The organism is Rhodoferax sp. (assembly GCF_018063565.1).
Classification (GTDB): Bacteria; Pseudomonadota; Gammaproteobacteria; order Burkholderiales; family Burkholderiaceae_C; genus Rhodoferax.
Map to the genome: position 1 here is coordinate 1 of NZ_JAGPBB010000013.1, position 26,623 is coordinate 26,623.

A 26,623-nucleotide genomic window follows, 5' to 3' on the forward strand; every position below is an offset into this window, starting at 1 on the left:
CGGCAATGTACATCGCGATTCTGTTGCCCGCCAGCAAGCTGGTACGTCGACTGGAGTCCAAACGCTCGGAGTAGGCGGGTTCTTTGGACATGAAGCACGCGAAACGGAACAGCATGATTGAAATCAACGGTTTAAAGAAGCACTTTGGTGACCATGTGGTGCTCAAGGACATCAACATGTGCGTGAATAAGGGCTCAGTGGTCGCCCTGCTTGGCCCTTCAGGCTCGGGCAAATCGACTTTATTGCGCTGCATCAATTTGCTCACCTTGCCAGACAAGGGCGCGATTCGTGTCGGAACACATCAAGTTCAGTTCGCAGGTGCGGCGACGCGGCTTCCCAATGACCGAGAATTGGCGCGTTTTCGGGCCAATACGGGTATGGTGTTTCAGCATTTCAACCTTTTCCCGCATATGACCACATTGCAAAATGTCATGGAGGGTCCAGTCACCGTCCTACGAACGCGCAAGGACCTTGCACGTTCGCAGGCGCTGGCGCTATTGGAAAAGGTTGGTCTGCAAGACAAAAGCGGTCAATATCCGGCACAGCTATCAGGCGGGCAAAAGCAACGCGTTGCCATTGCCCGTGCATTGGCGATGCAACCACAAGTAATGCTGTTTGACGAGGTGACCTCCGCACTGGATCCAGAACTCGTTGGTGAAGTGCTGGCGGTGATTCGCAACCTCGCCCGAGATGGCATGACGATGATACTGGTGACCCATGAAATGTCATTTGCACGAGAGGTCGCTGACGAAGTATTTTTTATGAGAGAGGGCGTGATTCTGGAGAGTGGCCCACCTCGGGAGGTCATTGACCACCCCAAACACAGTGCGACTCGACAATTTGTTGCAAGATACCTTGCTGGTCAAGCCATGCATTTCCTCCCATGCAGCAAATAGACGTGATGTGTAGCCTGACTTGTTGGTGTTGTGCAGCGAACTTTACAAGCGCAAAGGGCCACTGACAAGTTCACTTAACGGAACGCGCGCCGCCTGTTCATCGGCGCGCAGTTTGACCACCAGCACCGACAAGTGTTGCTCCAACTGTGCCAGCACTTCCGGGGGCAGGTCAGCCAGCGCGTGGGGCAACACACCGTTCACGGGCCCTGGCGCTCGGCTGACTGCCAGCAAGCCCGCCGCTGTGATGGACAGCTGCACATTGCGCTTGTCCAGTCCGTTGCGGCTGACTTCGACCATGCCACGTTTCAACAACGTTTTTACCAGATTACTAGCGGTTGGCTGCCGTACATTCAACCGGGCAGCGAGATCATTGATGCCAAGGCCGACCTGATCCCGAATCACCGATAGTGCCCAAAGCTGTGCTCCGCTCACACCGACTTGTTCTTCAAGCTTGTGAAAATTGGTTCTTACAGCGCTAAATACCTGCCTAAACTGTGCCAGCACCCGCATTGCACCTTCATTTTGTCGGGTATTAGTGATAGTTTCAGGTGATGGTGTCGACATAACATGGTCGCTGTAAGTATCTAAATATATGGTTTCCACTTTAACGTGGAATGCCGATGATAGACAGTCCAACGTCAAAAAGCGGCGATAAACGCTTTCGCCGGATCAGGCGAGCGACAGTTGTTCTCTGAGTTTTTTCATCAACAAGTCTTCAAAGGTATAAAAGCCAACATCGCGCAGGGCTAATTCACCCAAGGCAAAAGCAGCTCCAGTGCCAAATGCCTCCCGTTTGATGGAGTCATGGGTCAACCGCACTGTCTGGTACGGAAAACCAAAGATCACCTCATGGTGTCCCACAATGCCGCCCAGTCGCAAAGAGGTTATTTTTTCCGAGCCCAACTCCAGGCTTTCCGCGATTTTTTTGGCAGTGCCGGAAACCTCGGACTTTTCCTTGAAGTGCTGCTCCAGAATTTCAACGTCGGCAAAAGGTGCAATGTTTCTGAGCAACTTCGCCGCCATGATCAGGAAGTTGATGCCTAGTGTGATGTTGGGCGAACAAAGAACGCGGGTGTCTTGCCCCAAACTGCGCGCATAACGGAGTTGCTCAGCGTCGTAGGCCGAGATGGCACTGACCAACATGAGTTTTCGCCGCCTTACCTCCTCGCCATACACCGCCAAGGACTGCGGCGCGGAAAAATCAACGATGGCATCCACTGGTCGGATGTCAAGCCATCCTGAAAAATTAGCAGCATCCAGGCCAACAATGGGAATCTCACTGTCAGCTAGTGTTTGGGCTCCGATGACAGAGCTGCGCTTGGCAATCCAGCGCAGATCAAAACGCGGATCCGCACTCAAAACCTGGGCCACTGCGCTGCCAGCTTTGCCGAAGCCTATCAGTCCAATTTTGATCATCGCGTTGTCTCCGTTTTGTTATTTCATCAAGTGGAATAATACATTTGTTTCAATGTATTATGATTTGAGCTGACTAGCATTTCAAAACCCCAGACCCTTTCCAGCCGTAAAAAATGCAGCCACATCCTCACACACCCGCAGCACTAAGGAAGGAACTCTCCGACTGGCACCTGTGGACTGGGCGCGGTGTGGTGATTGCGTTTGCAGCCTTGGCCGGACTATCCGTGGTGGTGTTTACCTGGCTTGCGGATCACGCACTGGCGCAGTTTTTCAGGTTTCAGCAGTCGTATTGGTGGGGGCCACTGTTCTGGACACCCCTGTCTACCGCCGCCATCGTTTGGTTAACCTTGCGGTTTGCGCCAGGTGCTGCGGGCTCTGGTATTCCCCAGGTCATGGCAGCACTTGACCCTCAGGCCAGTGGTCCGGTGCGCCAGTTGTATGTATCGATCAAACTGACAATTGCCAAAATTTTGTTGACAACCTGGGGCTTGCTGGCCGGACTGTCCCTCGGGCGCGAAGGCCCATCGGTTCAGGTGGCGGCCGGGGTCATGCACAATGCCCGGCGTTGGATACCCAAACGTGCACACATCTCGGAGCACAGCCTGCTCATCGCCGGGGGCGCCGCAGGCATTGCCGCCGCCTTCAATACGCCGCTGGGGGGTGTCATGTTTGCCATTGAGGAGTTGTCCAAAAAGGCAGATCAACGCAGTAACAGTTTGATCCTGGTAGCGATCGTGCTGGGGGGGCTGATGGGGGTATCGGCTTATGGCAATGCGAGCTATTTTGGTGTGATTCGAATTGAGAATTTTGGCTTTGCCTTGATTTTTCCGGCCATTTTGGTGGCGTTAACCAGCGGCGTTGCTGGTGGACTCTTCTCGCGGCTGTTGATCGTGTCACTCTCAGGCAACTCAAGCGATTGGTTTAGCAGGTGTCGCAAGAGCTTTCCGGTACGGTTTGCTGCAGGTTGTGGACTTGTGGTCGCGATTCTTGGGGTGGTTAGCCATGGCGACACCTTTGGCAGTGGGTATGAGCACAACCGTGCCATGCTGGAGAACAACAGCGACACGTCTTCCCTGTATGTGCTCCTGAAATTTGTAGCGACTTGGGTGACTACATGGGCCGGTGTACCTGCCGGTATCTTCGCCCCCTCGCTGGCCATTGGTGGGGCATTGGGCAATGACCTAGCGCAACTGACATCTTATGCCAACGCCCCCACCTTGATCGCTCTTGGTATGGCAGGTTTCTTGGCAGCCGTCACCCAAGCACCCCTGACTGCCTTCATCATCGTGATGGAAATGGTGGATGGCCACGCCTTGGTGTTGAGCCTGATGGCCACCGCCATGGTGGCCAGCGGTGTGTCGAAGCTGATCAGTGCGCCCTTGTACTCGTCGTTGGCTGAACTGCAGTTACATCGTTTGAAAAACTGGGCGGGCCCCGTCACACCCGCTGATAAGCGTCAATAAAGGCGATTCGGCAAAAAAGGAGCCCCGAAGGGCTCCAAAGGTCTCTCGTTGCCAGCCCGCTGCTGAATTCAGACTGACCCGTAAATTATATTCAAGCAAATGTATTCTGGGAACAATGCAGACAGATGAATGTTGGCCTGCTCCACAAAAAAAGCTGGCACTGATGGCAAAGCCTCCAGTTAGCGCAAGATCGGCACCGGCACATCACTGACCCGCGCAACCAGGTTCTGGTGGCGCTGACCGCAATCACCTGTTTAAACCACGAATCGCTAAACCAAGCAGGTCAGCTTACTGAATCCCTTGCACGAGTCCGAATGACTGCTTCCTCAAGCGGTGGCCGACCGTTATGGGCACGAAGCCGAATACCACGAACGACTCCTGAACGGGTTTGAACTGGGCCACCCCAAAGCTGACGGACGTGTATGCCAGCTACCAGATATTGCGGGCGTCCAGCATCGCCTGCTTCAACGTCAGGATTCACCAAAGGTTACCTGTCATCTATTGTCAGATCGGGTTATGCCAATGTCGAACAACTTCTTTGCAATCTTCAGCAACATGATCTTCCCAATAGGCACGATCACGAAATTCTGATCATCATCAGTTGCGATCACTGCGTTTTCGGCATCGTTGATAGTCCAGCGGTCCGGGTATCGGCAAAGTGGTGTCGATGTCAGAGTGGGGGTCATAGAGGTGCTTTCGTGGTGGGTTTGGATTCGTGGATCAAAACCGATCTTGGTAGTCGACCCACAGAGCCATCCCAGCGCCACAGCGCACCCCGCGACCTTGTCCTGCAGATTTGCAGGCAGTGCAGCTAAAGTGGTGCTTGTGGTACGCCTCAGCCGCCGCGTGCCAATCAGCCTCAATGTGCTTCGTTTCTGGCGGCCTGGGTGGTGGTGGCGGCTCGACCTGAGTCGGCGCAATTTGTGGCTCTGGCTCGGATGCTCGTTTAAGCCTGAATCCTCGCAAGATGTCAGCCACCAATATTTCGGCGTCCAACTCCATTGATGCCAGCAGCAATTTTTTGCTCAAGCCGTGCGGCCTGATGGTTGGGTCACTTTTGAGCAGGGCAACCAGTTGCGGCTTGTGCGCCCGAATCAACGCCCGTATTTCGTCGGTGATTCGATCACGCGGCCAAACTTCGATCTTGTCGTCGTTGAGCACGCCAACATTCAATCCAGCCTCGCGTATTTTTTCGATTACTGAAGAGTCCATTAGAAAGTCTCCATTTGCTCAAAAGAATGATCTCCAACGATGCCGATCTCTGCTTTTTCTAAATCGCCGTGCGAAGTATGCGAAGTAAGCGAAGAATCAATGTTGGCGTGGCTTTGCGGCGGTTTTTTGTCTGTGCGAAGTATGCGAAGTTTGCTTAGTAACTCATCGCCGCTGCCAGTTACTTCGCTTTCTTCGCTTTCTTCGCAATTGCCAAAATCTGGCGCTAACCCGCATGAATGCTCATTCTTCGCATTCTTCGCATTCTTCGCGCCAGTAAGTTGATAAAACTTTGTCGGTCTACCGGGTGAACTTCGATCTTCACGAACAGTTATGCGCGGTGGGTTGCTCGATAGAAGCTCATCAAGTGCTGCGTCAAGGCGTGTCTTGCTTGCATGCCCGTTGAAACACTTTGCAGTCAACTCCCATCTTGATGCGTCTCCGTTGTCTGCCAAAAACTTGACGATCTTGGTGGCAATATCGTTTGTCTCGGAAACAGCAACCTCGTCAATTGAACTTGAAAAGACAAACTTGATTGAGTCAACAGAAAACCGAATCCAAGCCAATGCAGCCTCGATGTGTTTTGGCTCGACTACCGTTACCAGATCACATAAGGCAAATAGCATCGCCAATCGCAGCAGCATTGGTGCTCGGCGCTCGATCAGGGCGGTGATCCTTTCACCGGCACTGGTATCGTTCAACTCGGTCCGATACAACTTGTCATAAAGTCGCCTTGCCTCGTCAGATAGCGTTACTAGCGTGTGGTCCTTGTTTGCAAACTCTGGTGACCTGCAAAACATCAAAACATCCTGCACGCGTTTTGCCAACGCGAGAACATCGTTTTTTGATGTGGTCCTAGGGAATGGCACCATGCGTGTGCGCTCTGCCCAGATCATCAGGAACCGATTTGCAAAGCCGTTGGTCAACTCACGCGACTGCATCAGCGAATGAAGCTCAGTCGGCGTGATTGCCGCGCTCAGATTGACATGCGGGTCAGTAGCGTAGAGACGGTTTGATTTGGTGGCTGGCTTCAGCGAAACACCGTCCCAACAATCCCGTAGCGCTGGCGACAATGTGTTGCCGTCACGCTTTCCCTGATGTAGCACATTGGCAAACTCTGACTCGACAACCCAAAGGCGCTTATCGTGGATTGGATCAACCTCGGTTTTGCCTTCTTTGTAACCATCATGAATCAAGAAAATCAGCCCCTCACGGCTCGATAAGCCACCACGGTGCACTTGTGGTGCAGCGTATTCATCCAGCTCGCGTAGAGCGTATTGGATGCGGCTAATGAGGCTTATTGCGTCACCTTTTCGCCCACGCGAAGATCGACCAATGTGCATCGTGAATGCACGGCAGTGGTGCCAAGTGTTGCCAATTGCCATGTAAGGACCACGCCCGATTGATGCTGACATAAAGGCGATAGCGTTGGCAGCAATAGCGAACGGGTTGGTTTCGTTGTCCTGGCTGCCAGCCGCCGCAATGTCGCCAATCAAACCGTATAGACAGCGTTGGTCAGGCGTTGGTGCGTTGCGGTGATGATCAACCTCCGCATTCGCGGCTGCCTCATCAACTTCGCGAAGTAACTTGTCATCAAGCATAGTGCCTCCGGGACTGTTCGTGGATCAATCCAATGCGCCCGGCTGCAAGGCGCAGTCGCTCGGTGTCTTGCGGTGATAGGGTGATACCGTGCAAGTAGTTGGTCAGTGCAACAGCGACTAGCAAAGTTTCATTTGCCAGTAGCTCAAGTGCCTGCCCCGTAGTCAGCAGATTTGCTATCTTCTTTGGCGCACCTGAATGCTTGTCACGCGGTGGGAACAGGTCGGTTAACTCAAGTCCCATCGCGCCGACAACTTCATCAGTGGTGCATCCAGCAAAGCAGTGGATCAGAACGGCACCATCAGGTGTTTCTCTGACTGATAGGCTCGGGCCTTTGTCGTCGTGAGCTGGGCAACATGCGCTCCACTGCCCAGGTTGACGCCTCTTTACTTTCTCCAGGCGGCTCAGTGCATTTTCGATTGGGGTCATTTCACACCTCGCTGCATATTGGCTTGCCATTCCTGATGGAAACGCTTCATGCTTTCAACTTCAACGGCCTCGATGTGCTTCGCGTGCTCCCAGGCAGGCAAATTCAGCCTAGTCTCAATTTGCTCACGCACGCGTTGACGCAAGTCGTTAGGGTCGATAGCGTCCAGCTCCCAACACGTCTGCCCGTAGTTTTCAACAAACCATTCGTAACGCTTGTCACTGGCCTTGGTCGATGCGTCGAATGACGGCAATTTTTTGGTGTCGGACTTCAGTACCGCGATGCGTTGGAATTGCCACTGCGAGCCGTAGCGCTTGAGCCGGGCAGGTAGATCAATCTCGCTCATAAACATGCCGGACGGATCGAAGTCGCCGATATACAAAACAATCGGGTTTTGATGGTCTGGCACGTCGAGCGAATCTTCAGCCGCTTGCCGCACAGATGTAAAACTACCAAATCCTTTTTGCACACGAAACGTCACGCCAAACTCGTCTAGCACTGGCGCAAGTAGCCCTGCAACGGTTGATTTTTCGCTCCAGACTTCGATCAGAGTCGGTTGGTCTTGCCAGTAGTTGCGGCGATAGCCACGCACTGCCGCATCAATAATCTGGCTTGGATTTCTCCAGGTGCTGATACGGTCAACCGCCCGTGTACCGTCCACAATCTGTGTCCAGTCAAGTGCGCCGATTTCGCGCATAGCCGTCATCACACGAGACACCTTTTGAGTGTTGTTTGTGGCCATGTTTTCGATTAGCCCACGGGTGAACAGCGCATACGCCACTCCACGCACAGTGATGGGCGCACGCTCTGCAACGATTGCCAGAATCGCCGCCTCAAAGACGGTTGTCCTTTTGGCTTTGCCGCGAGTGTTGGTCGATTTGGCTTTGCTCTTGCGTGGCGCTTTTTTAGCCGTGGTATTCATGCTGCACCAACTTTCTTTGCGAATGCCACCATCGCTGTGAAGTCGGCACAGTAACGTGTCAATCCGAATTTGCAGCAAGTGAACCCGCCGTCGGGCGACCTGTGGACCGTGTGCCCGGCCAGCGCCAGTTTGGCCATCAACGTGGCAACGGTTTTTCCAGCATCTTGCGGGATCTGCCCAGGGCTGGCAGAATCTTGCTTGGTGGTGCCATCCGCCTGGCCTCCGAAGTTTGCCGCTTCGGGGGCTTTTCTTATGGTGAGCATGGTGGTGTGCTCCCCTTAGATCGTTGCGGCCAGTTCGGCGCGTTGGGCGTGCAGCTTGGTCACCAAGGCGCGAAGCTGGTCGTCGTTGTAGCCAGCGACACGAGCATTTGCCAAAGCTTGACATTCATAATCAGGCCATCCCTTTGAACGCAGGCCAATCGGAATGCCCTTCGTCAGCGTGCCGTCCCTTTGCGCTTCATACAACGACGTGTCGGAAGGCCAGCCAAACACGTCCTTCACCCCAGGCGCTCGCAAAAACTTCATCGTCAAAACTCCTTTTTGTTTCCCGCTGAACCTCTTCGGCGGGTGAGGGAATTCGATCAGTTTTCGCGGTGTTTGGGGTACCCTTAGCACACTTGGGGGTGCCGCTAGCAAACTAGCGGTACTCTGATTTAATAGCAGCTATTGCTTAATCCACTTGGCTTTCAGGTGCTTTTCGATCACGCGTTGTAAATCGTCCAACTTGCCGTTGAAATGCTTCGGTGACCGGCTGGCCAATCGTCGTGCAATAGCGCGTGCGCCGCCCTCTCTGGCCTCAAGTGGCGCGGTCATTTGGGCATCAACCCATGCTTTCAATTGGGTTGCAGCAGCGTTCCTCGGGTTGGATCGGCCACCAAGCGCACCGGCTTTGCGCTTACGCAGCTTCTGCCCGGCAAACGTCGTCCTGAACGACATGGTGCTTCTGATCAGCAAGCGGAACAACTCGACCTGAGTCACCAACGGGTTTTGGCCAAGGAACGCCACAAGCTCGTCATCCGTGGCATCGACCGGTGGCGGGTACGCCAGCACGGCCATGTATTGCCGGTGCAACTCCGCGCGGTAATCATCGGTCACCGCCGTCAGGAACTCCTCAACCCGTGCGGCATCTTCGGGTGCCCCTGTCCGTTGGGCCACTTCCTGCACCGCCGTCAGGTAGCGCCTTTGCGTGTCGTTCAAGATCGGTGCTGCCTTGCCTGTGAAGCCACGCAGGCCGAATCCTTTTTGTGTTGCCATCCCGTCCCCCCACACGCCCTGAAATGAACCAGCGCCAGGCAGATCAGGGGTAATCTGCTTTTCGCCCTTGGGGATCAGCCTCGGGCTAGGCGTGGTCAAAAACTGTTACGCCGCCTTGAACTTGATCACGTCGCCACCCTTGGCCAGCTTGTCCAAGTAGTCGGCCCATACTTGCAGCATTGCCGTCCTGTCCTCAAGGTGCGTGGTTCTGTCGTATGCGCCGCCGTGCGTGATCTGGCCTGTGTGGGCCAACTGCGCTTCAATCACATCCTTGGGGTACTTCAGCACTTGGCGCAAGATAGTGCGCCCTGTTGCCCGGTAGCCGTGCCAGGTGTGAATGCCTTTGTAGCCCATGGCCGCAAGCGCTGCACTCACCCCCGCCTCAGACATTGGGGCGCGCCAGTCACGCAGACCCGGGAACACAAACTCGCGCTCACCTGTGAGCTTGTGCAGGTCGCGCAGTACCTCAACAGCCTGTCGCGGCAACGGGACTACATGGGGCTGTCCATTGATCTTTTCGGCCTTGGTGCGCTTCATAGCCTCGCTGGGTATCGACCACAGCGCCCTATCCATATCCACATCAGCCCACCGCATCGTGCGCAGGTTGCCCGGCCGCTGGAACAGGATTGGTGCCAACTTCAGCGCGGCACGGACCGTTGGCCCACCCTGATAGGCGTCGCTGGCGCGCAGCAGTTCACCCAGCTTCACCGGGTCGATGATGGCTGGCAGGTTCTCCTTGATATGCGGCCTCAAGGCTTTCTTAATGTCCTGCGAAATATCGCGCTCTGCCCGGCCTGTCGCTACAGCATGGCACCACACGCCGTGCGCCGTGATCAGGACCCTGTGCGCCACGTCCAGGCTACCTCGGGCCTCCACCTTCTGAATCACCGCCAGTAGCTCGATCGGCTTGATGCTGGCAATCACCCGCTTGCCCAGGTACGGCATCAGGTCCTTGGTGATGTTGCGCCGCTCACGGACATAGTGGGTTTCGCTCCAATTGGGCTTACCGCGTTCCAGCCAATCGCTGGCGGTGGCGGTCAAGGTGTCCCCGCTGCCCACAGATTCCTTGAGCCGTTCGACCTGACGGGCCTGGAGTGGGTCGATACCATCGGCCTTCTGGATCTTGGCCGCATCCCGGGCTTTGCGTGCCGCCGTCAGTGTCACATCCGGGTAGCTGCCCAGCGCCAGTTGCTTTTCTTTGCCGTCCACACGGTACTTCAGAAACCAGCGCTTCGAGCCAGCCGGGCTAACTTGCAGATACATGCCGCCAGAATCAGCAAAACGGGCTTGTTTGCGTTCAGGTGGGCATTTTGCGTTGCGGCATTGGGCATCGGTCAGCATGAGGGGGCAACTCCAGCGGTAGGGGGGTGTAAACAGTGTTTTTCATTGGGAAACGGGGGTGCGTACCCCCACTTTTTCAAGAAAACTCAAAATCTCCCCCCATTTGTACCCCCGATTTGTCCCGGCTGTCAATGTATCTCCCCGTATCTCCCTGGAGTGTATTTAGGTGCTTTCCCAATGAAAAAGGCCACCAAGAGTATGTCTTTGGTGGCCTTTGTATGAATGACTGGTGCCGATTATCGGATTCGAACTGATGACCTACCGCTTACAAGGCGGTTGCTCTACCAACTGAGCTAAATCGGCAACGGGCCAAATTCTACATGACGCAGAAACTACCCCAGCACGGTCACTTGATGCGGGTCAGCGTTGGTTTGCCAGACGATTTGACCGGCTTCGGCTTGTGCGCGGCTGGCTCATGCGATTGATCCGAGTCGGCAACTTCTTTCGGCAACTGTTCCTTTGCCTGGGCTTTGGCCGCCACATCTGCGAGCTTGACGGCGGGTCGAGCGGCTGATGTGCTGCCAGGACGCGTCAGAGCAGGGCGATCCGGTTTGGGGAACGCCATACCCTGGCCGTTTTCACGCGCAAAGATCGCGATAACCTGCTCCATCGGCACGATGATTTCCCGCACCGCGCCGGAAAACCGCGCTTTGAACTCAAGGTAATCGTTGCCCATGCGCAAAGCGGTGGTCGCATCCATCCCGATATTGAGCACGATCTCGTCGTTCTTGACGTATTCCAGCGGGACCTGAACAGATCCGTCAACCGCCACCGTGACATAGGGAGTCAACCCATTGTCACTGCACCATTCGTGCAACGCCCGGATCAGGTAGGGCCGTGTGGAGCTGGGTTCATCCTCTTGTTTGGCTGCCATAGTGACCGGCGCTTACTTGCGCATCACTTTCTCAGACGGGGTGAGCGCCTCAATATAGGCCGGACGCGAGAAGATTCGCTCAGCATACTTGAGCAACGGTGCCGCATTCTTGCTAAGTTCAATGCCGTAGTAGTCCAAACGCCACAACAAAGGCGCAATTGCCACATCGAGCATCGAAAACCCGTCGCCAAGCATGAACTTGTTCTTGAGAAACACCGGTGCCAGTTGGGTTAGCCGATCACGGATGTGAGCGCGGGCCTTCTCCAGCGCCTTTTCATTGGATTTGGCGGTGCGAGACTCCAGAATCGACACATGGACAAACAGTTCTTTCTCGAAATTGAGCAAGAACAAGCGCACACGTGCCCGGTCCACCGGGTCGCCCGGCATGAGTTGGGGATGCGGAAAACGCTCATCGATGTACTCGTTGATGATGTTGGACTCATAAAGAATCAAATCACGCTCGACCAGAATCGGCACTTGCCCATACGGATTCATCACACTGATGTCTTCGGGCTTGTTGTAAAGGTCAACGTCCCGAATTTCAAAATCCATGCCCTTCTCAAACAAGACAAAACGGCAACGGTGGGAAAAAGGACAGGTTGTTCCTGAATAAAGCACCATCATGGTTGCAGGCTCCTAAAAAAATAAAAGAGCGGGAGCTGTCAGGCATCCCACTCTGAAGAATCTGCGCATCACCCTAAGGGCGCGCAGATCGATGATCGCCAACTACTTGATGTCTTTCCAGTAAACGGCATTGAGCCGCCAGGTCAGAAATGTCAATATGGCCAAAAACGCCAGAACCCACAGACCGATGTTCTTGCGTGTGGTCTGGGCAGGCTCTGCCATCCACTGCAGGTAGTTGACCAAGTCACCAATGGTCTGATCGTATTGGGCCGGAGTCAGGCTTCCTTGCAATTCCCAAAGGACGTGGGGCATCGCCACATTCGGGAAAACATGATTGTTCCAGCCCGTGGGCTTGGTCTCGTCACGGTAAAAACCCCGCATATAAGAATACAGGTAGTCGGTACCGGTACCACCAGCGCCTGCGCGCGAACGCGCAATCACGGTCAGGTCAGGCGGATTCACGCCAAACCACGCCTTGGCCTGTTTGGGGTCAATGGCTGCAATCATGGTCTCACCCAACTTGGCGTTGGTGACCAGCAGGTTGTCCTTGATCTGCTCGGGGGTCAAACCGATGTCCTGCAGACGGTTGTAACGCATGAACGCTGCTGAATGGCAATTCAGACAGTAATTGACAAACGTCTTGGCACCGCTTTGCAATGCCGCCATGTCCTTGATCTTGTCCGGCGCCTTATCCCACGCGGGTCCAGCAACATTGGCGTGCACCGTTGCGGCCAAACCCAGAACACACATCAAACTAAGAATAACTTTTTTTGTGAGACCCATGGTATTCATGTTTTGTTCTCCTGCTCAATGCGCCGTGAAAGTGACGCGACTGGGCACAGTTTTAAACGTCCCAAGACGGCTCCACCATGGCATCAGAATAAAAAAGCCAAAGTAGAAAAGCGTACCGGCCTGGGAAATGCGCCCGGCAATGTCAGACACCGGTTGCGTGCCAAGGTAGCCGATGACAAAAAAGTTGATGACGAAAACAGCGTAGAGAACCTTGTGCCAGTTCGGACGGTAACGAATGGACTTGACCGGGCTGTTGTCCAGCCAGGGCAGGAAGAACAGGATCACCACACCGCCACCCATGGCGACCACGCCCCAGAATTTGGCATCAATGGCCATCATCATGGCTGAAATGACCAGCGCACCGCCCACGATCGCACCCTTGAAGAGGACTGGCATCTTGATTTTGGCAACTGCCAGCACCGCACCCAAGATCACACAGGCTATCAGCACATACATCATCTCGCTGGTCACAGCGCGCAGCAGTGTGTAGAACGGCGTGAAATACCAGACCGGTGCGATGTGCAACGGTGTCTGGAACGGGTCAGCCGGAATGAAATTGTTGTACTCCAGAAAGTAGCCACCCATCTCCGGGGCAAAAAACACCACCGCGCTGAACACAAACAGGAACACGCTAACGCCGAACACGTCATGCACCGAGTAGTACGGATGGAACGGAATGCCGTCCAGCGGGATACCTTTGGCATCTTTGGTTGCTTTGATCTCAACGCCGTCGGGGTTGTTGGAGCCCACCTCATGCAAGGCAATGATGTGCGCCACCACCAGACCGAGCAGCACCAGCGGCACAGCGATCACGTGGAAGCTGAAGAAGCGGTTCAGGGTGGCATCACCCACCACAAAGTCGCCACGAATCAGCAGCGCCAGGTCCGGGCCGATGAAAGGAATGGCAGAGAACAGGTTAACGATCACCTGCGCGCCCCAATAGCTCATCTGCCCCCAGGGCAGCAGGTAGCCCATAAAGGCCTCCGCCATCAAGGCCAGGAAGATGCCACAGCCAAACAGCCAGATCAGCTCACGCGGCTTACGGTAGCTGCCATACATCAGGCCACGGAACATGTGCAGATACACCACCACAAAAAACGCTGACGCGCCGGTGGAGTGCATGTAGCGAATCAGCCAGCCCCAGGGTACATCGCGCATGATGTACTCAACTGACGCAAACGCCACTGCTGCATCCGGCTTGTAATGCATCACCAGAAAGATGCCGGTGACGATCTGGATCACCAGCACCAGCAGCGACAAAGAGCCAAAGATGTACCAAAAGTTGAAGTTCTTCGGTGCGTAATACTCACTCATGTGCTCTTTGAAGAGCTTGGACAAGGGAAAACGGTTGTCAACCCAGTTGAGTGCCTTGTCGCCCAGCGGGGCGTTGGGGGAGATTTCGTGAAATTCAGCCATGTCGTTCGTCCTTAGGCTTTCTTGTCGTCACCAATGAGCAACTTGGTGTCTGAGAGGTACATATGCGGGGGCACTTCGAGATTGTCCGGTGCGGGCTTGTTTTTATAGACACGCCCCGCCAGATCGAAGGTGGAACCGTGACAGGGGCAGAAAAAACCTCCGTCCCAGTCATCAGGCAACGAAGGTTGTGGCCCCGGCTTGAACTTGTCAGACGGAGAACAACCCAAATGGGTGCAAATGCCGACGACCACCAGAAACTCGGGCTTGCGTGAGCGAACTTCGTTGCGTGCGTATTCAGGGGCCTGTTCAGCAGGCTTGCGTTCAGACTTGGGGTCGGCCAGTTGGTCGTTGTGTTTGGGCAACGCAGCCAACTGCTCCGGTGTGCGGCGCACCACCCAGACAGGCTTGCCACGCCATTCCACCGTTAACTTCTCACCCGGTGCCAAAGCTGAGATGTCAGCCTCAACGGCTGCGCCTGCTGCCTTGGCCTTCTCGGAAGGAAGGAAGGAACTGACAAAGGGAACAACTGCGGCGACACCACCAACGGCACCAGCGCAGCCGGATGCAATCAGCCATGTCCGCTTGCTCGCGTCATTCAGATTGCTTACGGCGATAGCTTCACTCATGGAAATCCTCAATGATAAAGACCACAACACTTAACAGCTTTTGATTGTAACTGAGCAACTTGCAGCCAAATGACGGCGCTCCCTCCATCAAAGCCTGAGGCTCAAGTATATGCAGCCCGGCTGATGTTACCTGAGCCTGCAAGGATCATTTATATTCGGCACTTCGTTCAAAACTATTTAAAGGCTAACCATGAGCATGATGTCTGAATTCAAGGAATTTGCGGTCAAGGGCAACGTGATGGACCTTGCCGTCGGCGTGATCATTGGCGGCGCTTTCGGCAAGATTGTGGATTCAGTCGTGGGTGACCTGATCATGCCGGTGGTGGGTGCGGTTTTTGGCAAGCTCGATTTTTCCAACCTGTTTGTGGTGCTGGGTCAGATTCCGGCTGGAACCGGTGCCACGCTGGCAGATCTGAAAAAGGCCGGCGTTCCGGTTTTTGCCTATGGAAACTTCGTCACCGTTGCGGTCAACTTTGCAATTTTGGCGTTCATTATTTTCATGATGGTCAAACAAATCAACCGTCTGAAAAAAGAAGCCCCGGCAGCACCTGCACCCGAGCCAGCTCCGACGCCTGAGGACGTGGTCCTGTTGCGCGAGATTCGGGATAGCCTGAAGAAGTGACACTATTTTTTATAGCTTAAAGCGCTCATGAATCAAGCGCTTAAGGCAGTTTGATCTAGTTTTTTAACAGTTGCCGTGCCATGCGGATCGCCTCGATCAGGCTGGACGCATCGGCCTGACCGGTGCCGGCAATGTCAAATGCAGTGCCGTGGTCAGGGCTGGTGCGAACCAGTGGCAAACCCAGCGTCACATTGACGCCATTTTCAACACCCAGGTATTTCACCGGGATCAAGCCCTGATCGTGGTACATGGCCAGCACTACGTCGAACTCACCCGGCACATCGCCTTTGGCGCGCGCTCGCATGAACACGGTGTCGGGTGGCTGCGCATCGCTGGCCATCACACCCTGCTGTCGCGCGGCCGCAATGGCGGGGGCGATGTAGCGCTGCTCCTCGTCGCCAAACAGGCCATCTTCTCCGGCGTGAGGGTTGAGCGCTGCCACACCGATGCGGGGTGAACGCCCCAAAATGTTGGCTAACGCCCGGTGGGTGATCAGCAGGCTCTGTAGCACATTGTCAAAGGTGACGGCGTCGATGGCCTGACGCAACGAAACATGAATGCTGACCAATACCACCCGCAGCGCATCGTTGGCCAGCATCATGCGTACCGGCAATTCGCTCAGAGTCTTGCCGGTGTGCGCCATGGCCAGCGCCTGCAGCAACTCGGTATGCCCCGGGTAGCGGTGATAGGGTTGCCCTGCCAATGACAACGCCGCCTTGTTCAGGGGTGCCGTCACCACGGCAGTAGCCTCACCACGCAGCACCGCATTGGCGGCCCAGACCACACAGTCGCCGGCCATGCGACCGGCTTGCGCTGACACCTGACCGAACGGCACCAGCGGCGCGGCGCCGAACGGAAGCTGCAGTACCGGAACACAACGCGGCGGGCAATCCAGCGCGGCCTGAAGCGTGTTCACCGCCGCCACCGGCACTGGCACGGCGCTGCCTGCAACCACCTGGACCGCACGGCGCACGGTGGCCAGATCACCCACCACGCAGCAACCAGCCGTCAGACTTGGCGCATCGCGAAAAGCCTTCACGATGATCTCCGGGCCAATACCAGCCGGGTCGCCGAGCGTGATGGCAATAGGACGTTGCATGAAGAGTGCCTCGCGTGAACCGGATCAAGCCGGGTTGTCAATATCAATGAACGTGTGACTCAGACCGAGTTGCTGCGCCACCCGGCCCGCCACCGCCGGTGCGCCAAAACGTTCCGTCGCATGGTGTCCGCAAGCAAAGTAGGCAACCCCGCTTTCCCACGCCAGATGGGCCTGAGGTTCGGAGATCTCCCCGGTGATGAACGCGTCGGCGCCCGCCGAGATGGCAGCTTCAAAGTAGCTTTGTGCACCGCCGCTGCACCAGGCGATCTTGTCAATTCGGCTGGGGCCGGGATCGACCATCGTGATGGGCCGATTCAGCTGCCGCTCCAGATGCGACGCCAAAGCGCCAGCGCCGGCGAAAGTACCTGACTCATGCACACCCAGCATCCCGAGCGCCTGATCGCCAAACCGGCCTTGCGGCAGCAGCCCGAGTTTTTGCCCCAGCTGCGCGTTGTTGCCCAACTCCGGGTGCGCATCCAGCGGCAAATGGTAGGCAAACAGGTTGATGTCATGCCCCAGCAGCAACGCCAGGCGCTGTTTCATCCAGCCGTTCACCCGGCCATCTTGCCCGCGCCAGAACAAGCCGTGATGCACCAAAATGGCATCTGCCTGGGTCGCAATGGCGGCTTCAATCAGTGCACGACTGGCGGTGACGCCTGAAACCACGCGCCCAATCGCTTCGCGGCCCTCGACCTGAAGACCGTTAGGACCATAGTCCTTGAAATTCTCGGGTTGAAGCAGCGTGTCGAAGGCCTGCAAGAGTTCTTGGCGGGAAGTCATGAATCAGTTGAATCGCGAAATCAGTGCACCATGATAGTACGCCACCCCCAAGCACTATTGGCCGCTCAGCCCGGCTTTTCTGTTGCCGAAACATTCGCGGCACAATCGCACCCCACGCCTGCGGCCACCCAGCGCCGGGCCCATCGGCGCAACACCCAGTGCAGCCCCGGTGCCAGCCAGAGCAGGACCGCGGGCAGGCGTTGCTGCAAAATCAGGTCAGGCGTCATGATGGCCCCACACTGGTATCGCTGCCATTGTGGCTGCCACTGCAGCACCTGACAGGCACCACGGCGCTGCCCCGTCAGCACCATCCCCAGTGGGCAGGGCTCGATCAGGCAGCACACACCACAACCATTGCAGGTCGCACCGAGCGCCGGTTTGGCCGGCGCCTCAGGATGAATATGGATGATCAGTGAATGCTCGGACATTGAAATCAGGCGACAGACCTACAATTTAAGTCAAGTAATCAACCCTTTCACAGCGCTCATATCGCCTGTGCCATTGTCCATGAAACGTTTCTGGCTGCTGTTTTCTCAATCCGTCACGGTCCTGCTGGCGGCCTATTTTGTGGTGGCGACACTCAAACCCGAATGGATGCACCAGGCCGGCCGAAGCCATGGCACGGTGGCGCTGCTGGAAGCGGCTGCGCCGACACCGGGCAGCGTGCCGGTGGGCAGTTTCCGGCTGGCTGCGCAAAAATCATCGTCTGCGGTGGTCAGCATCAACACCAGTAAAAATGCGCGGCAAAGCCCGCACAGCAGTGATCCCTGGTTCAGGTTTTTCTTCGGTGAACAAGAGGACCAACCCCAGGTCGGTCTGGGCAGTGGGGTCATTGTGAGTGCCGACGGTTACATCCTGACCAATAACCATGTGGTGGAAAGCGCCGACGAGATCGAGGTCATCCTCAACGACAGCCGGCGGGCCCGTGCCAAGGTGATCGGGACCGACCCTGAGTCAGATCTGGCCGTACTGAAGATTGATCTGGACCGACTTCCGGTGATGGTGATGGGCAACTCCAACAGCCTGCAAGTGGGTGACCAGGTTTTGGCCATTGGAAATCCATTTGGGGTCGGCCAGACCGTGACCAGTGGTATTGTCAGCGCGCTGGGGCGCAACCAATTGGGCATCAACACGTTTGAGAATTTCATTCAAACCGATGCGGCCATCAACCCGGGTAATTCAGGTGGGGCCCTGGTCGACACGTCCGGCAATTTGCTGGGCATCAACACCGCCATTTACTCGCGCTCCGGCGGCAGCATGGGCATTGGATTTGCCATCCCGGTGTCAACAGCACGCATTGTGCTGGACGGCATCGTGAAAGACGGCCAGGTCACGCGCGGCTGGATCGGCGTGGAGCCCAATGAATTGACGCCGGAACTGGCCCAGACCTTTGGTGTGGAGGCCAGCCAGGGCGTGATCATCACTGGGGTGTTGCAGAATGGCCCGGCAGCCAAAGGCGGCTTGAAACCTGGCGACGTGGTCAGTTCAGTGTCGGGTTCTGCGGTGCACAACGTGGCAGAGCTGCTGAGCGCCGTCGCCGCACTCAAACCAGGCGCCGCGGCGAGCTTTGAGGTGCAACGTGGTGCGGGGAAAGTCAGCTTGCAGATCGCGCCTGGCGTGCGACCCAAGCCGCGCCAGCGTGCTCAGTAAGGCCTGGTACTAAGAGGATGAAGAGGCCGCCGCTTCATCGTCGGGTTTTTTGGTATGCCGGATAAACAGCTGTGCGGCCCAAATGCCCACCTCGTATAACAGGCACATCGGAATCGCCAATGCCAGCTGTGACACCACATCCGGCGGCGTCACGATCGCAGCGATGATGAACGCCAGAACCACAAAATAGCCGCGAAATTCCTTGAGTTTTTCGATGCTGAAGATGCCCATGCGGGCCAGCACCACCACCACCACGGGCACCTCAAAGGCCAGGCCAAAGGCCAGGAACATCGACAACACAAAACTCAGATACGCCTCGATGTCAGGCGAAGCTGTGATGCTCTTGGGGGCGAAACTCTGGATAAAGGCAAACACCCGGCCGAACACAAAGAAGTAACAAAACGCCACCCCGACGAAAAACAGCACCGTGCTGGAAAACACCAAGGGCAACACCAGCTTTTTTTCGTGTGAATACAGGCCCGGTGCCACAAACGCCCAGATTTGATACAGCACTGCCGGCAATGCGATCAGGAACGCGGCCATCAGCAGCACCTTGAGCGGCACCATGAAAGGAGAGATGACCGAGGTGGCGATCATGGTGGAGCCAGCGGGCAGATGCGCCACCAAGGGTGCCGCAAGATAGTCGTACAAAGCCGCTGGCCCCGGGTAGGCCGCCAGCGCGATCGCCACCACCACAATGGCCAATGTGGCCTTGACCAGACGGTCACGCAACTCGACCAGATGCTGAACAAAGGGTTGCTCAGAGCCCGCCAGCTCGTCGTCTTTTTTGGAGGAATCGGTCATCCTTGAAATCCAATGGGACGAAAGCGCTTCACTCTGGCCGCACCCGACTGGGCATGTTTGCGCACACCCGCACGCGCCTTGTACCAGTTGGGCATGGCGGCCTGCTTGATACGCCACTTCTTTTTCGGATGCTGATACGCTGGTGTCGACGGTGGTTCCGTCAGTTCAGCGCTGCTCGCAATCGCCACCCCGGTGGCGTCCGCCCAGGACTTTTCGAAATCATCCGCACCGGTCTGAATCGACTGGCCGACATCGCGCGCGGCACTTTCCACCGTGTCTTTCATTTTTTTGAGCTCATCAAGCTCCATGGATCGATTGACCTCGGCTTTGACGTCGGCGATGTAACGTTGGGCTTTACCCAGCAAAGTACCCACGGTGCGCGCCACCCGCGGCAACTTTTCCGGGCCAATCACCACCAGCGCGACCGCCCCAATCAGGGCCAGCTTGGAAATCCCCAGATCAATCATGCACGCCTTACCGATTTAACGCCCGAAGGCGTCAGGATTTCTGTTTGGCTTCGACGTCGATCGTGGTTTTGTCGACACTGGCAGCACTGGTCACCTGCGACGGCGCAACCGCCTTCTCATCAGCAGCAGTACCGCCGTCCTTCATACCATCCTTGAAACCCTTGACCGCGCCACCAAGGTCGCTGCCGATGTTCTTGAGCTTTTTGGTGCCGAACACCATCACCACAATCAACAAAACGATTAACCAATGCCAAATCGAAAACGAACCCATTGCAATCTCCTAAGGAATTGAGCCAATTTTAAGCGGGGCCTCGCGTCGAGCCCAAAAACACGGATGTTTAACCCCGCAACCAGGGACGTGGGCCGCCCATGATGTGAATGTGCAGGTGGTGAATGTCTTGCGCCCCATCCACGCCCGTATTGCAAACCATCCGAAACCCGCCTTGGGGATAGGGGCGGCAACCCTGTTGCAAGGCCAGCTGGGGCGCCAGCACCATCATGCGCCCCATCATCGGAGCGTGTTCATCCGTCAACAATGCCATGGCCGGAATATGCCACTTGGGGATCATCAGAAAGTGCACCGGTGCCGACGGGTGAATGTCATGAAATGCAAACAGCTCATCGTCCTGATAGACCAATCTGGACGGAATCTTGCCCGCTGCGATTTTGCAAAACAGACAGTCGGGATCGGTATGTAAGGGGCTTGGCGTCATGTCGCGGATTCCATGGGCAGGCCTTTGTTCATGCGCAGCATGCCGGTGACGATACGGTACAAGAACCAGATCGAAATCACCAACCAGGCGATCCAGCCCGGTATGACAAAGAGTATCCACAAGGGCGCAGTCACCAGGTACAGCAGCGCGGCCATCATCACAGTACGAATGCGCCAGCTGAAATGGCTGGCATGCCAGGTGCCACGGGCATCGTCACGTTTGACCAGGTCGAGCACCAGTGCGGCGATCAGCAGCACCGGGCCAAACTGCCCACCCGGAATCAGCGCGCCAACGGCCACAATCAAATGCAACACATAACTGATGGTGCCGACGGTATTGAGGGCGTTGAGTTGTTGCACATCGCCCTCCGCGACAACCCCCTCGGGCGACTCGGGGCGACTGAAATCCTGTGTCATGTGGCGGCTCCCTGTGCATCACCCTCACGTGCCGCGAGTTTGCGCAAAGCTTTTTCTTCCAGCCCGCTGGTGCCGACACGGCGGTCGAGTTCGGCGATCACGTCCGCCGGGCGCAAGCCATAGTGCGCCAGAGCCACCATGCAATGGAACCACAGGTCGGCCATCTCATGGACAATTTTTCCCTTGTCGCCACCGTGATCAGCATCTTTCGCCGCCATCACCGTCTCGGTGGCTTCTTCGCCAATTTTTTTCAGGAAAGCATCCGGCCCTTTGTGCAACAGACGGGCCACGTAACTGGACTCGGGCTGTCCGCCATTGGCAGGCAGACGACTCTCGATCACTGCCGCCAATTGGGCCAGTGAATCGTGCAGGAGGTGTGGATTGGACATAGAACGTTGGTTAGGGGCAATGGCAGTACAAACCTTGCAGCTTACGGGTAAATACTGGCCGGATCCTTGAGCACAGGGTCAACCGTCTGCCACTGCCCCTGATCGTAGACGCGGAAAAAACAGCTGTGGCGACCGGTATGACACGCAATGCCAGGTGTGTGACCGCTTTGAGTGACCTTGAGCAGCAGCACATCGGCATCGCAGTCGACGCGGATTTCATGCACCGTCTGCACATGCCCGGATTCTTCGCCTTTGAACCACAGCCTGTGGCGTGAGCGGCTGAAATACACCGCTCGGCCCAGTTCAATGGTTTTCTGCAAGGCTGCGCGATTCATCCAGGCGAACATCAGCACATCGCCCGTGCCCTGCTCCTGTGCGATCACCGGCACCAAGCCCTGCGCGTCCCATTTGATGGCGTCCAGATAATTCATGGCGGCATTGTCGATGATTTTTGTTGAAACAAAATCAATAGCTACAAACCTTTACAGGTATTGCGCTGGGAGGCAATAATGCTATTAAATTCGCACGGGAATCCCACGCTCGGCCATGCGCGCCTTGGCCTGCGCCACGGTGAATTCGCCATAGTGAAAGATGCTGGCGGCCAACACCGCGTCAGCCCCGCCCTGCTGGATGCCATCGGCCAGATGGTCCAAGGTGCCCACACCGCCCGACGCAATCACCGGCACCGTCACCGCATCGCTGACGGCGCGTGTCAGCGCCAGATCAAAACCCGACTTGGTGCCGTCGCGGTCCATGCTGGTGAGCAAAATTTCGCCCGCACCCAGGTCGGCCATATGGGTGGCCCAGGCCACAGCGTCCAGCCCGGTGTTCTTGCGCCCGCCGTGGCTGTATACGTCCCAGCCCTCGCCCATCACCCGCCCCTGGCCATCCAGGCGCAAGGCATCAGTGCCGCTGCGGCGCTTGGCGTCAATCGCCACCACAATACATTGCGCGCCGTACTTGCGTGATGCGTCACGGATGACCTGCGGGTTGGCGATCGCTGCCGAATTGAAACTGGTCTTGTCGGCCCCCGCATTGAGCAGACGGCGCACGTCTTCAACCGTACGCACACCGCCGCCCACCGTGAGTGGAATAAACACCTGACTGGCGACGGCTTCGATGATGTGCAGAATCAGGTCGCGACCATCGCTGGTGGCGGTGATGTCAAGAAACGTCAACTCGTCAGCGCCCTGCTCGTTGTAACGCGCTGCAATTTCCACCGGATCACCGGCGTCGCGCAATTCAACAAAGTTGACGCCTTTGACGACCCGGCCACCGGTGACGTCAAGACAGGGGATGATCCGTTTGGCCAGCACCCGAGGCTACCCGTTCAACTCATCGGCCCGCGCCTGCGCAGCTTCAAAGTCGAGGTCACCGCTGTAAATGGAGCGGCCACAAATCACACCTTCAATGCCTTCGTCTTCCACCGCGCACAAGGCCTCAATGTCGGCCATGTTGGATAGGCCGCCCGAGGCAATCACCGGAATGCTCAGCGCCTGCGCCAGGCGAACGGTAGCGTCGATGTTGATGCCGGTCAGCATGCCATCGCGGCCTATGTCGGTGTAGATGATGGATTCCACGCCAAAGTCTTCAAATTTCTTGCCCAGATCGACCACGTCGTGGCGGGTGAGTTTGCTCCAGCCGTCGGTGGCGACCTTACCGTCCTTGGCATCCAGGCCGACAATGATGTGGCCGCCAAACGCAGTGCAGGCATCTTGCAAAAAGCCCGGGTTGCGCACCGCAGCGGTGCCAATGATGACGTAGCGCAGGCCCGCGTCGAGATAGCGCTCGATGGTGTCAAGGTCGCGGATGCCGCCACCGAGCTGCACATCCACCTCGCTGCCCACGTCTTTGAGGATTTTGCGGATCGCCGCCTCGTTCTTGGGCTGCCCGGCAAAAGCACCGTTCAAATCCACCAGATGCAAGCGCCTTGCACCCTTATCCACCCAGGAGCGCGCCATCACCGCCGGCTCTTCGCTGAAGGTGGTGGCCAATTTCATATCGCCTTGCTGCAGGCGTACACAGTGACCGTCTTTAAGATCAATCGCGGGAATTAACAGCATGATGCTAGGAGCTGGAAGAAAAAACGGAGACAACGACGACACGTCATCGCGCAGGATGTCGCTTCGTGTTCATGGAAAACAAAACGGATCAAGGGTTCCAGTGCAGAAAGTTGCGGTACAACGACAGGCCGTGGTCAGCACTTTTTTCAGGATGAAATTGTGTAGCAAAAATATTATCACGCGCAATGGCTGAACTGAAGCGCTGGCCATAGTCGGTCTGGCCTGCACTGTGGCGCGCATCAGACGGTTTGCTGTAAAAACTGTGCACAAAATAGAAATAACTGCCGTCGGGCACCTCACCCCAGACCGGATGCGTCTGCCCGGCATGAGCCACTCGCCAGACCCGGTTCCAGCCCATTTGCGGCACTTTGTAGCGGCTGCCATCAGGCTGCAACTGCCCGGCCAGCTCGAATTTAATCACCTCACCATGGATCAGACCCAAGCCAGGGGTATCACCCTCGGCACTGTGGTCCAGCAGCATCTGCATGCCGACACAGACACCAAACAACGGCTTGGTGGCCGCGGCCTCCAGCACCGACTGCTGCAGCCCCGACTCGCGCAACTCGCGCATACAGTCGGGCATGGCACCTTGGCCGGGCAGTACGATGCGCTCAGCGGCCTGCACCACATCGGGGTCGGCGGTGATGAGCACCGTGTAGCCACTGCCCACCGCAGCAGCTTGCACCGCCTGCGACACCGAGCGCAGGTTGCCCATGCCGTAATCCACCACTGCGACGGTTCTTCCGGGTTTGCCTGAAAGTATCAAAGTCATAGCTTCTCAGGCAATCTCAGTATGGGCTGGAGGCCTATTTTTCATAAAAAACTACAAACTTCCCTTGGTCGAAGGTACCTGGCCGCTGGCACGAACATCGAGCTCCACGGCACTGCGCAGGGCGCGGGCAAAGGCCTTGAACAGACTCTCCACCTGATGATGGGCGTTGCGTCCCTTGAGGTTATCCAGGTGCAGCGTGACCCCGGCGTGGTTGACAAAGCCCTGAAAAAACTCATACACCAGCTGGGTATCAAAGCTGCCGATGGTGCCGGCTGTGAACTGCACCTCCATCACCAAGCCCGGGCGGCCGGAAAAATCGACCACCGCGCGGCTCAGCGCCTCGTCCAGTGGCACATAGGCGTGACCAAAACGGCGAATGCCTTTTTTGTCACCGACAGCCTGGCGCATGGCCTGCCCCAGCGTGATGCCCACGTCCTCCACGGTATGGTGGGCGTCGATGTGAAGATCGCCCTCGGCGTCAATGTCAAGGTCGAACAGCCCATGGCGCGCAATCTGGTCGAGCATATGGTCAAAAAAACCAATGCCGGTGTGCAAGCGCGAAACGCCGCTGCCGTCGAGGTTGAGACGCACCGTGACCTGGGTTTCAGCGGTATTGCGCGCGAGTTCGGCGACACGCGGGACGCTGGTGGCGGGGGCTTCGGGCAATTCTGTCAATGGGTAATGGGTCATAGTGAGGCTCGCAGGGCAGCCAGCAACTGGCGGTTTTCAGGCTCGGTGCCCACCGTCAGGCGCAGGCAGTTGTGAAGTAGTGGGTGCATTTTAGAAACGTTCTTGATCAGCACACCGCGTGCTTTCAGAGCTTCAAAGGCCTGTTGCGCATCAGGCACACGCAGCAGAATCATGTTGGCCTCGCTGGGAAACACCTGCACCCCAGGTAACCGCGATAAACCATCTGAAAGCATAGCGCGCTGTGCCCGAATATCCTGCGCTTGCGCCTCAAACACAGCCTCATTTTCGAGGGCAAACAGGGCCGCCTCACAGTTCAGCACACTGACGTTGTAGGGCGGACGCACCTTGTCAATCTGGGCGATCAGCGCCTGTCGGCCAATCAAGTAACCCAGGCGCACACCGGCCAGCCCAAACTTGCTGAGCGTGCGCAACAGCAGCACATGCGGGTGCTGCGCCATCCGGTCAAGGTAGCTTTTCGCGGCAAACGGCTGGTAGGCCTCGTCAATCACCACCAGGCCACCGCACTGACCTGCCGTCTGAATGACTGCCTCCATGTCGTCATCCCGCCACAAGTTGGCACTCGGGTTATTGGGGTAAGCCAGGTAGGTCAGTGCCGGTCGGTGCTGCAGGATGGCGTCGCGCATGGCAGCCACATCGAGTTCAAAGCTGGCGGTCAAAGATACACCCACAAAATCCAGCCCCTGCAACTGTGCACTCATCGCATACATCACAAATCCGGGCAATGGCGCCAGCACACAGGCCTTGCTTGCCCCTGGGTGGGTTTCAAGCGGCATGGCACACGCCAGCGCCAGCAGACTGATGATTTCATCCGAACCATTGCCCAGCATCAGGTCAAATCCCGGTGGCACTGCGGCGTAATGCATCAGCGCCGTGCGCAATTCAGCCACGCGCGGCCCAGGGTACCGATTGAGAGCCACCGCCCCCAGACGCCGTCCCAGTTCAGCCTGCAGCGGCGCAGGCAGTCGATGCGGATTCTCCATCGCATCCAGTTTGATCAGGCCCAGCGCGTCTTGCACGACGTAGGCGTGCATGGCCTGCACATCGGGGCGGATGCGGCTCAGAGGTTCAGTCGACAAAAGAGACATTGGCAGCTTCAACAGTCCGTGCGTTCTTGGCACGAGGTAAGGGACAACGGATCTTACCGTGCGCGTTGACGGCATTCAGCAACGCAAACACGGAGTCGCCACGATGCCAGCGGTTTTACCTCTATGATTCAGTGACGTCATGGCATCCAATGCAGCTGGCCAGGCGTCCACCCTATTCAACCAGGAGAAAT

The 26,623-nt window shown here is 56.7% G+C and carries 34 protein-coding genes and 1 tRNA gene; 4 read left to right on the plus strand and 31 right to left on the minus strand.

The genetic code is table 11. The features are described 5' to 3' along the window. Positions 1–113 precede the first annotated feature (113 nt). Positions 114–896, plus strand: coding sequence for an amino acid ABC transporter ATP-binding protein (locus tag KBF66_RS04870; RefSeq protein ID WP_296653160.1), 783 nt, complete (start codon positions 114–116; stop codon positions 894–896). Positions 897–938: 42 nt separating this feature from the next. On the opposite strand, the gene KBF66_RS04875 is transcribed toward KBF66_RS04870, so the two are convergent. Both KBF66_RS04875 and KBF66_RS04880 read right to left on the minus strand, forming a co-directional pair. After that, on the minus strand, positions 939–1,460 hold the full coding sequence (locus KBF66_RS04875) for a MarR family winged helix-turn-helix transcriptional regulator (protein ID WP_365732527.1): 522 nt from the start codon (positions 1,458–1,460) through the stop codon (positions 939–941). 105 nt (positions 1,461–1,565) lie between these two features. After that, on the minus strand, positions 1,566–2,312 hold the full coding sequence (locus KBF66_RS04880; protein ID WP_296653163.1) for a dihydrodipicolinate reductase C-terminal domain-containing protein: 747 nt from the start codon (positions 2,310–2,312) through the stop codon (positions 1,566–1,568). Between the two features lie 113 nt (positions 2,313–2,425). Here KBF66_RS04880 and KBF66_RS04885 point away from each other — a divergent pair, with 113 nt between their 5' ends. Beyond that, complete coding sequence (locus tag KBF66_RS04885; RefSeq protein ID WP_296653167.1) at positions 2,426–3,775, plus strand: chloride channel protein; 1,350 nt, start codon at positions 2,426–2,428, stop codon at positions 3,773–3,775. Between the two features lie 720 nt (positions 3,776–4,495). Here KBF66_RS04885 and KBF66_RS04890 read toward each other — a convergent pair. The 14 genes from KBF66_RS04890 to petA form a co-directional block, all read right to left on the minus strand. Continuing rightward, entirely contained in the window at positions 4,496–4,987 is a 492-nt protein-coding gene (locus KBF66_RS04890) for a hypothetical protein (protein WP_296653171.1), read from the minus strand. After that, positions 4,987–6,585 (minus strand): DUF3987 domain-containing protein, encoded by a 1,599-nt coding sequence (locus KBF66_RS04895; RefSeq protein WP_296653172.1) that lies wholly within the window; start codon positions 6,583–6,585, stop codon positions 4,987–4,989. Before KBF66_RS04895 ends, KBF66_RS04890 begins: the two co-directional genes overlap by 1 nt. Continuing rightward, complete coding sequence (locus KBF66_RS04900) at positions 6,578–7,012, minus strand: DNA primase (RefSeq protein WP_296653176.1); 435 nt, start codon at positions 7,010–7,012, stop codon at positions 6,578–6,580. Before KBF66_RS04900 ends, KBF66_RS04895 begins: the two co-directional genes overlap by 8 nt. Next, positions 7,009–7,932, minus strand: a complete 924-nt coding sequence (locus tag KBF66_RS04905; protein ID WP_296653179.1) for a hypothetical protein — start codon at positions 7,930–7,932, stop codon at positions 7,009–7,011. The genes KBF66_RS04900 and KBF66_RS04905 overlap by 4 nt, the downstream gene beginning before the upstream one ends. Then, positions 7,929–8,195 (minus strand): hypothetical protein, encoded by a 267-nt coding sequence (locus tag KBF66_RS04910; protein WP_296653184.1) that lies wholly within the window; start codon positions 8,193–8,195, stop codon positions 7,929–7,931. The genes KBF66_RS04905 and KBF66_RS04910 overlap by 4 nt, the downstream gene beginning before the upstream one ends. 15 nt (positions 8,196–8,210) lie before the next feature. Then, entirely contained in the window at positions 8,211–8,459 is a 249-nt protein-coding gene (locus tag KBF66_RS04915) for a hypothetical protein (protein WP_296653188.1), read from the minus strand. A gap of 138 nt (positions 8,460–8,597) precedes the next feature. After that, entirely contained in the window at positions 8,598–9,188 is a 591-nt protein-coding gene (locus KBF66_RS04920; RefSeq protein ID WP_296653191.1) for a hypothetical protein, read from the minus strand. A 105-nt stretch (positions 9,189–9,293) separates the two neighbouring features. Beyond that, complete coding sequence (locus KBF66_RS04925; protein ID WP_296653194.1) at positions 9,294–10,529, minus strand: integrase arm-type DNA-binding domain-containing protein; 1,236 nt, start codon at positions 10,527–10,529, stop codon at positions 9,294–9,296. A gap of 227 nt (positions 10,530–10,756) precedes the next feature. Next, positions 10,757–10,832 (minus strand) — tRNA-Thr (locus tag KBF66_RS04930). 43 nt (positions 10,833–10,875) lie between these two features. Continuing rightward, on the minus strand, positions 10,876–11,403 hold the full coding sequence (locus tag KBF66_RS04935) for a ClpXP protease specificity-enhancing factor (RefSeq protein WP_296653196.1): 528 nt from the start codon (positions 11,401–11,403) through the stop codon (positions 10,876–10,878). 12 nt (positions 11,404–11,415) lie between these two features. Next, positions 11,416–12,027 (minus strand): glutathione S-transferase N-terminal domain-containing protein, encoded by a 612-nt coding sequence (locus KBF66_RS04940; protein ID WP_296653199.1) that lies wholly within the window; start codon positions 12,025–12,027, stop codon positions 11,416–11,418. A gap of 102 nt (positions 12,028–12,129) precedes the next feature. Beyond that, positions 12,130–12,819: a cytochrome c1 gene (locus KBF66_RS04945; RefSeq protein ID WP_296653201.1), complete on the minus strand. Its 690-nt coding sequence runs from the start codon at positions 12,817–12,819 to the stop codon at positions 12,130–12,132. 15 nt (positions 12,820–12,834) lie between these two features. After that, the gene (locus KBF66_RS04950) at positions 12,835–14,235 is read right to left on the minus strand and encodes a cytochrome bc complex cytochrome b subunit (protein ID WP_296653205.1); all 1,401 of its coding nucleotides are present in this window, start codon (positions 14,233–14,235) and stop codon (positions 12,835–12,837) included. An 11-nt stretch (positions 14,236–14,246) separates the two neighbouring features. Beyond that, positions 14,247–14,861: a ubiquinol-cytochrome c reductase iron-sulfur subunit gene (gene petA, locus KBF66_RS04955; protein WP_296653207.1), complete on the minus strand. Its 615-nt coding sequence runs from the start codon at positions 14,859–14,861 to the stop codon at positions 14,247–14,249. A gap of 190 nt (positions 14,862–15,051) precedes the next feature. On the opposite strand from petA, the gene mscL reads away from it, so the two are divergent. After that, positions 15,052–15,483 carry a large conductance mechanosensitive channel protein MscL gene (gene mscL, locus KBF66_RS04960; protein ID WP_296653210.1) on the plus strand — a complete coding sequence of 144 codons (432 nt, stop codon included), beginning with the start codon at positions 15,052–15,054 and terminating at the stop codon, positions 15,481–15,483. A 55-nt stretch (positions 15,484–15,538) separates the two neighbouring features. On the opposite strand, the gene pdxA is transcribed toward mscL, so the two are convergent. From pdxA to KBF66_RS04975, 3 genes are all read right to left on the minus strand, one after another. Further along, positions 15,539–16,582, minus strand: coding sequence for a 4-hydroxythreonine-4-phosphate dehydrogenase PdxA (pdxA, locus tag KBF66_RS04965; protein WP_296653213.1), 1,044 nt, complete (start codon positions 16,580–16,582; stop codon positions 15,539–15,541). Positions 16,583–16,606: 24 nt separating this feature from the next. Next, entirely contained in the window at positions 16,607–17,362 is a 756-nt protein-coding gene (locus KBF66_RS04970; protein WP_296653216.1) for a Nif3-like dinuclear metal center hexameric protein, read from the minus strand. 65 nt (positions 17,363–17,427) lie between these two features. Further along, a complete protein-coding gene (locus KBF66_RS04975; RefSeq protein WP_296653221.1) occupies positions 17,428–17,790 on the minus strand; it encodes a hypothetical protein in 363 nt (120 codons plus the stop codon). Positions 17,791–17,869: 79 nt separating this feature from the next. Here KBF66_RS04975 and KBF66_RS04980 point away from each other — a divergent pair, with 79 nt between their 5' ends. Next, the gene (locus KBF66_RS04980; RefSeq protein ID WP_296653223.1) at positions 17,870–19,012 is read left to right on the plus strand and encodes a trypsin-like peptidase domain-containing protein; all 1,143 of its coding nucleotides are present in this window, start codon (positions 17,870–17,872) and stop codon (positions 19,010–19,012) included. A gap of 9 nt (positions 19,013–19,021) precedes the next feature. Here KBF66_RS04980 and tatC read toward each other — a convergent pair whose 3' ends face one another. From tatC to hisC, 12 genes are all read right to left on the minus strand, one after another. Then, positions 19,022–19,816, minus strand: a complete 795-nt coding sequence (gene tatC, locus KBF66_RS04985) for a twin-arginine translocase subunit TatC (protein WP_296653226.1) — start codon at positions 19,814–19,816, stop codon at positions 19,022–19,024. Beyond that, the gene (gene tatB, locus KBF66_RS04990) at positions 19,813–20,283 is read right to left on the minus strand and encodes a Sec-independent protein translocase protein TatB (protein ID WP_296653229.1); all 471 of its coding nucleotides are present in this window, start codon (positions 20,281–20,283) and stop codon (positions 19,813–19,815) included. Before tatB ends, tatC begins: the two co-directional genes overlap by 4 nt. Before the next feature lie 31 nt (positions 20,284–20,314). Beyond that, complete coding sequence (gene tatA, locus KBF66_RS04995; RefSeq protein ID WP_296653231.1) at positions 20,315–20,554, minus strand: Sec-independent protein translocase subunit TatA; 240 nt, start codon at positions 20,552–20,554, stop codon at positions 20,315–20,317. A 67-nt stretch (positions 20,555–20,621) separates the two neighbouring features. Beyond that, a complete protein-coding gene (locus KBF66_RS05000) occupies positions 20,622–20,996 on the minus strand; it encodes a histidine triad nucleotide-binding protein (protein ID WP_296653232.1) in 375 nt (124 codons plus the stop codon). After that, complete coding sequence (locus KBF66_RS05005; protein WP_296653237.1) at positions 20,993–21,412, minus strand: hypothetical protein; 420 nt, start codon at positions 21,410–21,412, stop codon at positions 20,993–20,995. The genes KBF66_RS05000 and KBF66_RS05005 overlap by 4 nt, the downstream gene beginning before the upstream one ends. Next, positions 21,409–21,801, minus strand: a complete 393-nt coding sequence (locus KBF66_RS05010) for a phosphoribosyl-ATP diphosphatase (protein ID WP_296653243.1) — start codon at positions 21,799–21,801, stop codon at positions 21,409–21,411. The genes KBF66_RS05005 and KBF66_RS05010 overlap by 4 nt, the downstream gene beginning before the upstream one ends. A gap of 41 nt (positions 21,802–21,842) precedes the next feature. After that, positions 21,843–22,232: a phosphoribosyl-AMP cyclohydrolase gene (gene hisI / locus KBF66_RS05015; protein ID WP_296653245.1), complete on the minus strand. Its 390-nt coding sequence runs from the start codon at positions 22,230–22,232 to the stop codon at positions 21,843–21,845. An 84-nt stretch (positions 22,233–22,316) separates the two neighbouring features. After that, positions 22,317–23,117, minus strand: coding sequence for an imidazole glycerol phosphate synthase subunit HisF (hisF, locus tag KBF66_RS05020; protein WP_296653248.1), 801 nt, complete (start codon positions 23,115–23,117; stop codon positions 22,317–22,319). A gap of 6 nt (positions 23,118–23,123) precedes the next feature. After that, positions 23,124–23,864 (minus strand): 1-(5-phosphoribosyl)-5-[(5-phosphoribosylamino)methylideneamino]imidazole-4-carboxamide isomerase, encoded by a 741-nt coding sequence (hisA, locus tag KBF66_RS05025; RefSeq protein WP_296653251.1) that lies wholly within the window; start codon positions 23,862–23,864, stop codon positions 23,124–23,126. A gap of 88 nt (positions 23,865–23,952) precedes the next feature. Further along, entirely contained in the window at positions 23,953–24,636 is a 684-nt protein-coding gene (gene hisH, locus KBF66_RS05030; RefSeq protein ID WP_296653254.1) for an imidazole glycerol phosphate synthase subunit HisH, read from the minus strand. 51 nt (positions 24,637–24,687) lie between these two features. Then, complete coding sequence (hisB, locus tag KBF66_RS05035; RefSeq protein WP_296653256.1) at positions 24,688–25,326, minus strand: imidazoleglycerol-phosphate dehydratase HisB; 639 nt, start codon at positions 25,324–25,326, stop codon at positions 24,688–24,690. Beyond that, a complete protein-coding gene (gene hisC, locus KBF66_RS05040; RefSeq protein ID WP_296653263.1) occupies positions 25,323–26,432 on the minus strand; it encodes a histidinol-phosphate transaminase in 1,110 nt (369 codons plus the stop codon). The genes hisB and hisC overlap by 4 nt, the downstream gene beginning before the upstream one ends. Between the last annotated feature and the right edge of the window lie 191 nt (positions 26,433–26,623).